Here is a 12,581-nt window from a genome sequence, read left to right as displayed (position 1 = left end):
GGACAATTTGTTAAAGTGTCCACGGGCAGTGCCTGTCACTCGCCCTTTTTTTACTTTTATTTAAAAAAAGATTAAAATGAACAAGAATGGCAATTGATGAAGGAGATACGATATAGATTGTTGAACTTTTATAAGATAGTATCGTATAGTATTAGTAGCTAGTCTTAATTTAGTGGTACAAGGAGTGTTACTCAATGTTAAAAGTACAAGAAATTCGTGAATTAATTAAATTAGTGGACCAGTCCAGTATTGATGAATTTGTTTATGAAAATGAAGGTTCAAAAATCCAAATGAAGAAAAGTGTTGCTCCCGTAATTGGGGCTGTTCAATCAGTTGTACATACTGAAGTTCCTACAGTACCAGCAATCCAGGCTGTTCAAGCAGCACCAGTTGCAACGGTTCAAGAAACCAAACAAGAACCTGTAACTGAAGCTCCTGTTCAAGCAGATACTTCCAACCTTCACAAAATTACATCTCCAATGGTAGGGACATTTTATGCCTCTCCATCACCTGATACTGATGTCTATGTTAAGGCTGGTTCAAAGGTTTCAAAGGATTCCATCGTTTGTATCGTTGAGGCGATGAAATTATTTAATGAGATTGAAGCAGAAGTAAACGGAGAAATTGTCGAAGTCCTTGCAAAAAATGGACAATTAGTTGAATATGGACAGCCGTTATTTTTAGTAAAGCCTGAGTAAGGAGCGATAACAGGATGATAAAGAAGCTGTTAATTGCAAACAGAGGAGAAATTGCAGTCAGAATTATACGTGCCTGCCGTGAAATGGGGATTGAAACAGTAGCCGTTTTTTCCGAAGCAGACCGTGAAGCACTGCATGTACAATTAGCAGATGAGGCCTATTGTATTGGACCAACCTCATCAAAAGATAGTTATTTAAACTTTACAAATATTATTAGTGTAGCAAAATTAACCGGCTGTGATTCAATTCACCCAGGATATGGTTTTCTCGCAGAAAATGCAGCATTTGCAGAGCTATGCCGCGATTGCAATATCACTTTTGTCGGCCCAAGCCCTGAAGCAATTACCAAAATGGGAACGAAGGACATCGCAAGAGAAACCATGCGGGAAGCCGGAGTTCCAATCGTTCCCGGTTCAACTGGAATCATTCAGGATATCGATGATGCTTTAGAATTAGTAGAAAAAATTCACTACCCTGTCATTATTAAAGCGACTGCTGGAGGCGGCGGTAAAGGGATACGAATCGCCAAGAACGAGCAGGAATTAATCAAAGGCATTAATATCACTCAACAAGAAGCGTTAACAGCATTTGGGAATCCTGGTGTGTATATTGAAAAATATATTGAGGATTTCCGTCATGTGGAAATCCAAGTACTTGCCGATAATTATGGAAATACCATCCATTTGGGGGAAAGAGATTGTTCCATCCAACGGAGATTGCAAAAATTGCTTGAAGAGACCCCATCACCGGCCTTGGATGGGGAAATTCGTGACGAAATGGGTAACGCAGCAGTAAAAGCAGCGAAAGCAGTTGATTATTCCGGTGCAGGCACGGTAGAATTTATATATGACTACCGCAATCGAAAATTTTATTTTATGGAAATGAATACAAGAATACAGGTAGAACATCCTGTAACCGAATTGGTCACTGGAACAGATCTCATTAAAGAACAAATTCGAGTAGCTTCCGGAGAAAAATTATCTTTAAAACAACAGGATGTTACCTTTACGGGTTGGGCTATTGAATGTCGTATCAATGCAGAAAATCCGGAGAAGAACTTTATGCCATCTCCAGGAAAAATCCATATGTATTTACCTCCTGGAGGCTTAGGGGTTCGGGTAGATTCTGCAGCCTATCCGGGATATTCAATCCCTCCATACTACGATTCCATGATTGCGAAAGTCATCACATATGGAAACACCAGGGAAGAGGCAATTGCGAGAATGAAACGGGCATTAAGTGAATTTGTTGTTGAAGGAATTCATACGACGATACCGTTTCATCTAAAACTTCTGGAACATGAGAAATTTGTAGAAGGACAGTTCAATACGAAGTTTTTAGAATTGCACGATGTGATGAAGTCTGTCTAAAATCTGGAGGTGTTCTTAAATGAGTGAGTTTAGTATCTTGGAAATGGAGCAAGGGAACCACGGACTTGGTAAAGTGGAAATTGCACCGGAGGTCATTGAAGTAATTGCTGGGATTGCTGCTTCAGAAGTAGAAGGCGTAGCATCCATGAGAGGAAACTTTGCTGCAGGGGTCGTGGAGCGGTTAGGGAAAAAGAATCATGGAAAAGGTGTTAAAGTCGATTTAACCGAATCTGGAATCAAAGTAGATGTATATTGCGTAATGAAATTTGGTGTCTCCATTCCTGCCGTAGCCCAAAAGATTCAGGACAATATCCGCCAAGCTTTGCTAAATATGACCGCTTTGGATGCAGAAGAAATCAATATTCATGTCGTCGGCATCCAATTTGAAAATCTAAAAACTGAACCTGAAATCGAACAAGAATTGTAAGAGCTTAAACCAAAGGAGAAAATCCTTTGGTTTTTTTTATTCTTTATGTGAAAATCATTTTTAGTTATGCTATTATAATTTTTATGTGATTGACAAACTAATGATATGGAACATAAATCAAAAACTATGATAAATGTCTCTAAAAGGAGTTAACTGAATAATGAAGAGAAGAACAGCAAGAGAAAAGGCTTTGCAAGCCCTTTTTCAAATTGATGTAAGCAATGTGGACCCGGCAACAGCTATCGAACATGTTTTGGACGGGGAAGCTTCTGACGACTATTTAAATAGACTTGTTTTAGGAGTCGTTGAACAAAAAAATATGATTGATCAGTTGATAACGGATAATTTAGAAAAATGGACGCTAGACCGTTTGGCTATTGTCGACCGTAATCTTTTAAGAATCGCTGTATTTGAATTATGCTTCACTCGAAATGAGGTTCCGGAAAATGTTATTTTAGATGAAGCAATTGAAATTTCAAAAATTTACGGTGATGAACAATCGAGCAAATTTATTAATGGGGTTCTTTCAAAAGTAAAAGAAAAGCTGCCGAAAGAATAAGTATACAAAAGAAATTAGAGAATTTACATGATGGTCCTTATCTTAAAGTATATTTATCTCCATTTACCGGATTGCGGACAAAATGGAGAACAATATATATAATGGATAAGGACAGTTTTATTATTATGTAATAAACTCTAAAGGAGTTAGCATATGCAGGAGCAAAGGTTTTTATCTGTTAATGCCTTAACCAAATACATAAAAAGAAAATTTGATGCCGATCCCCATTTGCAGGATATTCATGTTCGCGGGGAAATTTCGAATTTCAAACAGCATTCAAGCGGGCACATGTACCTTACCTTAAAGGACGAAAAGGCGCGGATACTTGCTGTAATGTTTTCTAGCCATTCCAGGATAATGAAATTTTCACCAGAAAATGGGATGAAAGTAATTGTAAAAGGGGACATTACTGTCTACGAACCAAGTGGACAATATCAAATATATATTAAGGAAATGCGTCCGGACGGAATCGGGGAACTTTTTTTAGCCTATGAGCAGCTGAAGAAAAGACTTGAATCGGAAGGGTTATTTTCCCTAGAGAAAAAAAGACCGATTCCCGCCTACCCTAAAACAGTTGGAGTCATCACTTCCCAAACTGGAGCGGCCATCAGGGATATTATTACCACCATTAAAAGACGCTATCCAATTGTCAAAATCCTTGTTCTCCCTGCGCTTGTTCAAGGTGAAAATGCTGCATCATCGATTGCCAGCGCGATTGAAAAAGCAAATAAAATTAAGGGAATAGATGTGCTCATTGTCGGACGCGGCGGGGGTTCGATTGAGGAGTTGTGGGCGTTTAACGAAGAATTAGTAGCCCGGGCTATTTATACTTCAGCGATCCCCATTATCTCTGCTGTAGGCCATGAAACGGATTTTACCATTGCCGATTTTGTTGCTGACCTGCGTGCGCCCACGCCAACAGCTGCTGCAGAATTAGCAGTCCCGCATATCGAGGAGCTAATGGAGAGGGTCCTGCAGCGTCAAACACGGCTTTTAAGAGCGATGAATGAAAAATTCAGATCAGAAAAGCAGCGTTTTAACCGGGTGCAAAAATCCTATGCTTTTCGGTATCCACTTCGGCTTTATGAACAAAAACTTGAACAAGTGGATAAATTAACGGATTCACTTGAACGTGGCCTTTCTCGTCTCGAAGCTTTAAAAGCAGGACAATACGAAACGCTTTATAAGAGACTGCAGTTAAAATCTCCGAAAGTATTATTACTAGAGGCGGAAAAACAATTTAACCTTACACAAAAAGAAATGAATCGGGCAATCATGCAAATTTTAATGAAAAAGCAGACAGAATTTGATCGAATGATTTCCACGTTAAATGCTTTAAGTCCTTTGAAAATAATGGAGCGGGGTTACAGTCTTGCCTACACGGATGACAACCGGCTGATAAAAAGTGTCCATCATGTTCAAAAGGATGAATCGATTCAAATCCAATTAACGGACGGAAGCTTAGTTTGCAAGGTTGAGGATAAAAAGGAGAGTGAAAAAAGTGACGGATGAAAAACAAATTTCCTTTGAGGAAGCAATGAATAAATTAGAGCAAATTGTGGATAGGCTTGAAGAAGGGGATGTCCCATTGGAAGAAGCCATTCTTATTTATAAAGAAGGGATGGAACTTTCTAAGTTATGCCACGATAAATTAAAAAATGTCGAAGAACAATTAACGCAAATCATCACCGAGGATGGTCGGACGGAAGGCTTTTCAATCAAAGAGGAGGAATAATTTTGGGAAATCGGTTACTCGATGCATTTGCATTTGAATATAAACATCTGCTTGAAGCAGAGTTGCGTAAATTGGTTGACCGGCTTGAAGCACCTCCTATCATAAAAAAAGCGATGCACTATTCCCTTGAGGCTGGAGGAAAGCGAATTCGCCCGTTATTACTATTTGCTACCATCGCTGCATTTGGTCTTGACCCGAAAAAAGGGCTCCTCGCTGCTTCAGCTGTCGAAATGGTTCATACCTATTCATTAATCCATGATGACCTGCCTAGTATGGATGATGATGATTACAGGCGCGGGAAACTTACCAATCATAAAGTTTTTGGTGAAGCTACTGCAATATTAGCAGGAGATGCCCTTTTAACCTATAGCTTTGAAGTGATAGGGATGATACCGAATGATGCTGCCAGTTCAGATGCAAAATTGAAATTAGTAACGGAATTTGCCAAAGCAGCAGGGGCGGAAGGCATGGTAGGCGGACAAGTGGCTGATATGGAAGGGGAAAATAAAGAACTTTCTCTTGAAGAACTTGAGTATATACATATTCATAAAACAGGCAAGCTTTTAGGATTCAGCGTTCAAGCTGGTGCAATCATTTCCGGGGCTAATGAGCAGCAATTGGAGGATTTACGAGGGTTTGCGCATCACCTTGGTTTGGCGTTTCAAATCCAGGACGATATTCTTGACTTAGTGGGGAACCCGGAATTATTAGGAAAACCAGTTGGAAGTGATACCTCTAATCATAAATGCACCTATCCGCAATTACTTACAATGGATGGGGCTAAAAAAGCATTACAACATCATATTGATGAGTCGAAGCATTACTTGGAAAGAACAGGCTTGAGTACAACTCTTCTTTTGGAATTAACTGATTTAGTGGCGTCAAGAGACCATTAATAAGGTTGGTGCAAGATTAACATTGTGAGTCGTTAAAGGCATTTGAGGCATTCATTTTGTTATGATATAATGTTTTTTAATGAGAAAACGTTGACAATGCCGTTATCACTTGTGTGTTAGCGGCTATTTTTAAATAAGGACTTTGAGAATTGTCCAGCGTAAGCGTCCTGCCCCTCGATGGTCTACAGCCAATCCGTCAAGAAGGTTAAAGAACAGCCTTCTCGCCGGCTTGTCTTATGCTATGCCTGAGGCTGACCAAGGCGCTTGCGCTTTTCTAAATAGAAAAAGGATGAAAGTGAGTGGTCCCAAATGGATCTGTTATCAATTAAAGACCCTTCCTTTTTAAAAGGGATGTCAAATAAAGAATTGGAGGTTTTAAGTCAAGAAATTCGCCAATTCTTGATTGAAAAGCTGTCTGTTACGGGAGGCCATATTGGACCGAATTTAGGTGTAGTTGAATTAACGATTGCTTTACACAAATGCTTCAATAGTCCGAAGGATAAAATTATTTGGGACGTCGGACATCAGTCCTATGTCCATAAAATTTTAACCGGCAGGGCATGTGATTTTGATTCATTAAGACAATTTAAAGGATTATGCGGATTCCCAAAGCGGATCGAAAGTGAACACGATGTTTGGGAAACAGGGCACAGTTCGACTTCTCTTTCTGCTGCCATGGGTATGGCCATTGCACGTGATTTAAATAAGGAAAAATCGTTTGTAGTACCAGTGATAGGAGATGGTGCTTTAACAGGCGGAATGGCGTTAGAGGCGTTAAATCATATTGGTCATGAAAAGAAAGACATGATTGTTATTTTAAATGATAATGAAATGTCCATTGCTCCGAACGTTGGTGCGCTTCACAATATTCTTGGACAATTACGGACCGCGGGAAAATATCAATGGGCCAAAGATGAGCTTGAAGGTTTATTGAAAAAAATTCCTGCTGTTGGCGGTGTTCTTGCGGCAACTGCTGAAAGGATTAAAGACAGTTTAAAATATTTACTAGTATCCGGAATGTTTTTTGAGGAGCTTGGTTTTACCTATCTGGGTCCGGTGGATGGCCATAGCTTCGAAGGCTTATTTGAAAATTTAAGTTATGCAAAAAAAACTGAGGGACCTGTCCTTCTTCATGTTATCACTAAAAAAGGGAAGGGCTATACCCCGGCAGAACGCGATACAAAAGGAACTTGGCATGGAACCGGTCCATATAAAATGGATACGGGAGCGTTTGTTAAACCCGAGAAAGCACCACCGGCTTGGAGCAGCCTGGTAAGTGAAACGGTCCGCAAACTTGCCCGCGAAGATAAAAGAATTGTTGCCATTACTCCGGCCATGCCAGTCGGGTCCAAACTTGAAGGCTTTGCAAGTGAATTCCCGGATCGGATGTTTGATGTGGGAATTGCTGAGCAGCACGCGGCCACGGTTGCTGCTGGATTGGCCACTCAAAATATGAAACCATTTTTGGCCATTTATTCGACCTTTTTGCAACGTGCTTATGATCAGGTGGTCCATGATATTTGCCGCCAAAACTTAAATGTTTTTATCGGAATTGACCGTGCCGGGCTTGTAGGCGCAGATGGGGAAACTCATCAAGGTGTTTTTGATATAGCCTTTTTAAGACATGTTCCAAATATAGTTTTAATGATGCCGAAGGATGAAAATGAAGGCCAGCACATGGTATATACAGCACTAAACTATGATAATGGGCCAATAGCCATGAGGTTCCCGCGTGGAAATGGACTCGGTGTACCGATGGACGAACAATTAAAGAATATCCCGATTGGAACCTGGGAGGTCCTAAGGAGAGGCGATGATGCTGCCATTTTAACTTTTGGCACGACAATCCCTATGGCGATGGAGGCAGCAGAAATTCTCAATAAACAGGGGATTTCAGTTAAAGTGGTAAATGCAAGATTTATCAAACCACTGGATGAAAAAATGCTGACGGGTTTATTAGATCAAAATATTCCCTTGTTGACAATAGAAGAAGCAATCCTTCAAGGAGGCTTTGGCAGTGCCGTACTTGAATTTGCGCATGATCATGGCTATTACAATCAAGTAATTGACAGGATTGGAATTCCAGATCAATTTATTGAACATGGTGATGTTAGTTCACTATTAGAAGAAATTGGTATGACTACTAAGGAAGTCGTAAAAAGATTAACGATTCTTGCACGAAAAAAACAACAAAGGGCTTAAATCATGAAAAATAAAGAACGAATAGATATTTTACTCGTCGAAAGAGGACTTATTGAGACACGCGAAAAAGCCAAAAGAGCGATTATGGCCGGACTTGTTTATACAAATGAAGAACGATTGGATAAACCCGGGGAAAAAGTAAAAACTGACATTCCTCTTACGGTAAAAGGGAACGTCATTCCTTATGTCAGCCGTGGAGGATTAAAGCTTGAAAAAGCCCTGAAGGTATTTGATGTGTCGGTCGCAGATAAGATTGTATTAGATATTGGTGCATCAACAGGTGGGTTTACCGATTGTGCCTTACAAAATGGAGCAAAAATGTCCTATGCCTTGGATGTCGGCTACAACCAGCTGGCTTGGAAGCTCCGCCAGGATGAACGTGTAGTTGTAATGGAGAGGACAAATTTCCGTTATGTAACCCCTGCAGATTTAATATCAGGAATGCCGAATTTTGCAACAATTGATGTATCATTTATTTCCTTAACCTTAATCTTGCCGGTATTAAAAACGCTTTTAATACCCGAAAGTGATATTGTTGCACTTGTTAAACCACAATTTGAGGCTGGCCGGGAGCAAGTCGGCAAAAAAGGAATTGTTCGTGATGAAAAGGTCCATTTGCAGGTTGTAAAAAAAATAATTGATTTTTCACTTGGGCAAGGATATCAAGTGAATAATCTATCCTTCTCACCGATTACCGGTGGAGACGGGAACATTGAATTCTTGCTTCACCTTTCTTGGCCGGAAGGAGAAAACAAAGGTACAAATCTTTTACCTGTAGTAGACCCGTTAGAAGTTGTAAAAAGTGCACATCAGGAATTCCATATGAAACAAACTAATGAAGGATAGGCTCTGGGCTTATCCTTCTGTTTTGGGAAAATAAATGACAAGTCTCGCAAAATCGGCTAACATAAGGGTAGAAGCGACATATTTGAACATAATATTTAAATGGTTTTTACTGTTCATGGGGTGAAAAATTATGAATAAAGGTCAGCGCCATATTAAAATAAGAGAAATTATTGCCAATAACGATATTGAAACCCAAGATGATTTGGTTGATGAACTAAGAAATGCAGGTGTCAATGTGACACAGGCAACTGTTTCGCGTGATATAAAAGAGTTACATCTTGTAAAGGTCCCTTTGCTCGATGGCCGTTATAAATATAGCCTCCCTGCGGATCAACGTTTTAATCCGTTGCAAAAATTAAAAAGATCCTTAATGGATGCATTTATCCGGATTGATTCAGCGGGCCATTTGCTTGTAATGAAATGCTTGCCTGGAAATGCCATGGCAATCGGAGCACTTTTAGATAATCTTGATTGGGATGAGGTCCTGGGGACCATTTGTGGAGATGATACGATTCTAATTATTTGCCGAACACCGGAACAGACTGAAATCATTACAAACCGGTTTCTTGATATGCTTTAATTGGGGGAATGTTCCTTGCTATCTGAATTATCGATAAAAAACTTCGCCATTATCGAAGGCCTATCTATTTCTTTTGAAAAAGGCTTGACGGTGTTAACTGGTGAGACAGGAGCAGGCAAATCCATCATTATTGATGCGATTCATCTATTGGTTGGCGGGAGAGGCTCTGCTGAATTCGTACGGCATGGTGAAGAAAAGGCTGAGATTGAAGGGCTTTTTCAATTGGATCATGAAAGGCATCCATGCTTCTTAAAGGCATTGGAATTCGGGATTGATATTGAAGAAGGGATGATCATTTTACGACGAGATATTTCCCGATCCGGGAAAAGTGTTTGCCGGATTAATGGGAAACTTGTGACTATTTCCACGTTAAGGGAAATAGGTTCGACATTGATTGATATTCATGGTCAGCATGAGCATCAAGAATTAATGGATGAAACAAAACATCTTTCCTTACTTGATCAATTCGGCGGTGAAGAAATATCATCTTCACTAAGAGAATATCAGGTAGTTTTCCATCGTTATGAACATACATTGCAAAGGTTAAAAGCGTTAAGTGAAAATGAACAGCAGGCCGCTCATCGCCTCGATTTAATTCAATTTCAATTTAACGAAATTCAAAATGCCAATTTAAAGCTCAATGAAGATGATGAGCTATTCGAGGAAAAAAGGAAGTTCGGAAATTTTGAACGAGTTTTTGAAGCGATTCAATCGAGTTATGCAGCCTTAAGTGGTGAACAAAAGGGCTTGGATTGGATTAGTATGGTAATGGGACATTTGGAAGATGCGGCAGGGCTTGACGAAGAATATAAGGATTTATTTGAAGCGGTTTCGAACAGCTTTTATCAACTGGAGGATGCGGCAAGTACACTAAGAAATGAATTGGATGTACTAGAATATGATCCGCAGCGATTAAACGAAATTGAAGACAGGCTGAATGAAATCAATCAGTTAAAACGAAAGTATGGAAAAACGATTCAAGAAATTTTAGAATATGCGGCGAAAATTGAAGAAGAAATTGAAACACTGCAAAATAAGGAAACACATATTAACCAGTTAGAAAAAGAATTAGTCTCAATCCAAAAAGATTTACTTCTTGAAGCAAAGCAATTAACAGAACTTCGTAAAAAATATGCCGATAAGCTAACAAAGCTTATACATAAAGAATTAAAGGATTTATATATGGCTAAAACGATTTTTGAAATCCGCTTTGAAAAAGATATAACCCATTTCGCAAAAAACGGAGTCGACCATATCGAGTTTTACCTTTCAACCAATCCTGGAGAACCGCTTAAACCTTTATCGAAAATCGCTTCAGGGGGAGAACTATCAAGAATTATGCTTGCTTTAAAAAGCATTTTTTCGAAACATCAAGGAGTTACATCGATTATCTTTGATGAAGTCGATACAGGAGTAAGCGGGAGAGTTGCCCAATCAATTGCTGAAAAAATTTATAAAGTGGCTCATTCGTCTCAGGTATTATGTATCTCCCATCTTCCGCAGGTCGCTGCCATGGCTGACACTCATTTGTTTATTTCGAAGGTTACCAAAGGTGGGAGAACCAAAACATCCGTTACACCTCTAAAGGCAGAAGAAAAAATAAAAGAAATTGGCAGAATGATTTCTGGTGTTGAAATTACTGATCTTACAAAGAAGCATGCTGAGGAATTATTGTTAATGGCTGCAGAAAATAAGAAAAATTGAAAAGCTTCCCAATAGGGGGAGCTTTTTTATATTGAAGGACGGTTATAAATGCTTGTCAACGAGGCAAAATTATAGATGTAGCCATTTCGAAGTGGAAAAGAAGCGAGGAGAGTGAAAAGTTTGAAATTAGAAATAATTAGAAAAATCATTGGTGGAATTCTCCTTGTTTCATTAATCAGCTTTATGTTTAATCAACCACTTAAACAATACCTCGAAATACCAAAGACAATCACTGTCTTTGAAGGACAAAATTATAACTTTCAAAAGGCTGCTCCGGTGTCAGCCGCTTTGATTTCTCACAATTCAAGTATTACACTTGCACAGGATAAACATTCAGTCTCTTTAAAGGCAAAAGAAAAAGGCAGTAATGAAATGCTTTTAGAATTTGCAGGAATCCCCATTAAAAAGGTCGATGTTAGAGTTTTAAAAGATTTTCGAGTAATTCCGGGAGGTCAGTCCATCGGCGTGAAACTAAATACAGTCGGTGTTTTAGTGGTCGGGCACCATTTAGTCAATACGTTAAATGGAAAAAAATCACCTGGTGAAATGGCAGGAATTAAAGTTGGAGATATTATTACAAAAATAAATGGAACCAAAATTGAAAAAATGACAGATGTTGCACCATTTGTTCGGGAAGCAGGAGAAAACGGTAAGTCTTTAACTATTGTAATTAGCCGTGAAAGCGGTAAATTCACAACGAAACTTACTCCTTTAAAGGACACGGGGGAGAACAGTTATAAATTGGGATTATATATTAGGGATTCAGCTGCAGGAATTGGAACAATGACATTTGTTCATCCTGATTCAAAAAAATATGGTGCATTAGGACATGTAATTTCAGATATGGATACGAAAAAACCAATTGTGGTAGAAGATGGCCAAATTGTCCGGTCTACGGTTACAGCAATTGAAAAAGGAAGCAATGGAGACCCAGGTGAAAAGCTTGCGCGTTTTTCTTCCGATCATGAAATTGTAGGGAATATACAAAAAAATAGTCCGTTTGGAATTTTTGGTAAGTTAAACAAACCATTGAAAAATGGTATAATGGATAAGCCGTTACCGATAGCTTTATCCAATCAAGTAAAAGAAGGGCCAGCTAAAATATTGACGGTGGTAAACAACGATCAGGTGGAAGAATTTGATATTAAAATTGTGAACACCATTCCGCAAAAGTTTCCGGCAACAAAAGGCATGGTCATCAAAGTAACCGATCCCAAGCTTCTCGAAAAAACAGGCGGTATTGTTCAAGGAATGAGCGGAAGTCCAATCATTCAAAACGGTAAGCTTGTCGGTGCTGTAACCCATGTTTTTGTGAATGACCCTACATCTGGCTACGGAGTGCATATTGAATGGATGCTGGATGAAGCAGGAATTAACATATATGATACACCGCAGGACAAGGCTAGTTAAAAATTTATCAAAACAAATAGGCGGTTTAAGCCTATTTGTTTTTTACTGAATTTAAAGATTTTTCGACAAAAAAAGCGAAAAACGTCGAAAATAAGAGAAAAGTAAAGATAAACTAAGATTTTATCACTATTTTAAGAAATGTTAAAAAAATGAA

The 12,581-nt window shown here is 39.0% G+C and carries 12 protein-coding genes; all 12 read left to right on the top strand.

Annotation, left to right across the window (positions count from 1 at the left end):
• Positions 1–194: 194 nt before the first annotated feature.
• The 12 genes from accB to spoIVB all read left to right on the top strand — a co-directional run bounded on the left by accB (position 195) and on the right by spoIVB (position 12,427).
• Positions 195–698, top strand: coding sequence for an acetyl-CoA carboxylase biotin carboxyl carrier protein (accB, locus tag BIV60_RS17610; protein WP_071357011.1), 504 nt, complete (start codon positions 195–197; stop codon positions 696–698).
• A gap of 14 nt (positions 699–712) precedes the next feature.
• Complete coding sequence (gene accC / locus BIV60_RS17605) at positions 713–2,068, top strand: acetyl-CoA carboxylase biotin carboxylase subunit (protein WP_071357010.1); 1,356 nt, start codon at positions 713–715, stop codon at positions 2,066–2,068.
• A gap of 19 nt (positions 2,069–2,087) precedes the next feature.
• A complete protein-coding gene (locus tag BIV60_RS17600; protein WP_071357009.1) occupies positions 2,088–2,495 on the top strand; it encodes an Asp23/Gls24 family envelope stress response protein in 408 nt (135 codons plus the stop codon).
• A 160-nt stretch (positions 2,496–2,655) separates the two neighbouring features.
• On the top strand, positions 2,656–3,054 hold the full coding sequence (gene nusB, locus BIV60_RS17595) for a transcription antitermination factor NusB (RefSeq protein WP_071357008.1): 399 nt from the start codon (positions 2,656–2,658) through the stop codon (positions 3,052–3,054).
• A gap of 153 nt (positions 3,055–3,207) precedes the next feature.
• Positions 3,208–4,566 (top strand): exodeoxyribonuclease VII large subunit, encoded by a 1,359-nt coding sequence (gene xseA, locus BIV60_RS17590; RefSeq protein WP_071357007.1) that lies wholly within the window; start codon positions 3,208–3,210, stop codon positions 4,564–4,566.
• Positions 4,556–4,789, top strand: a complete 234-nt coding sequence (locus BIV60_RS17585; RefSeq protein WP_071357006.1) for an exodeoxyribonuclease VII small subunit — start codon at positions 4,556–4,558, stop codon at positions 4,787–4,789. Before xseA ends, BIV60_RS17585 begins: the two co-directional genes overlap by 11 nt.
• Before the next feature lie 2 nt (positions 4,790–4,791).
• Positions 4,792–5,685, top strand: a complete 894-nt coding sequence (locus BIV60_RS17580) for a polyprenyl synthetase family protein (protein WP_141770486.1) — start codon at positions 4,792–4,794, stop codon at positions 5,683–5,685.
• Between the two features lie 309 nt (positions 5,686–5,994).
• Positions 5,995–7,887 (top strand): 1-deoxy-D-xylulose-5-phosphate synthase, encoded by a 1,893-nt coding sequence (gene dxs / locus BIV60_RS17575; protein WP_071357004.1) that lies wholly within the window; start codon positions 5,995–5,997, stop codon positions 7,885–7,887.
• Positions 7,888–8,733, top strand: a complete 846-nt coding sequence (locus BIV60_RS17570; RefSeq protein ID WP_371261558.1) for a TlyA family RNA methyltransferase — start codon at positions 7,888–7,890, stop codon at positions 8,731–8,733.
• Positions 8,734–8,863: 130 nt separating this feature from the next.
• Positions 8,864–9,313: a transcriptional regulator AhrC/ArgR gene (gene ahrC / locus BIV60_RS17565; RefSeq protein ID WP_071357002.1), complete on the top strand. Its 450-nt coding sequence runs from the start codon at positions 8,864–8,866 to the stop codon at positions 9,311–9,313.
• 15 nt (positions 9,314–9,328) lie between these two features.
• Positions 9,329–11,017, top strand: coding sequence for a DNA repair protein RecN (gene recN, locus BIV60_RS17560; RefSeq protein ID WP_071357001.1), 1,689 nt, complete (start codon positions 9,329–9,331; stop codon positions 11,015–11,017).
• A 120-nt stretch (positions 11,018–11,137) separates the two neighbouring features.
• Positions 11,138–12,427: a SpoIVB peptidase gene (gene spoIVB, locus BIV60_RS17555; RefSeq protein WP_071357000.1), complete on the top strand. Its 1,290-nt coding sequence runs from the start codon at positions 11,138–11,140 to the stop codon at positions 12,425–12,427.
• Positions 12,428–12,581: the final 154 nt, after the last annotated feature.

This window comes from Bacillus sp. MUM 116, from assembly GCF_001866655.1.
Taxonomy (GTDB): Bacteria; Bacillota; Bacilli; order Bacillales; family Cytobacillaceae; genus Neobacillus.
Note: the sequence above shows the minus strand (reverse complement) of the source record. Positions and strands in the feature narration are given on the sequence as shown.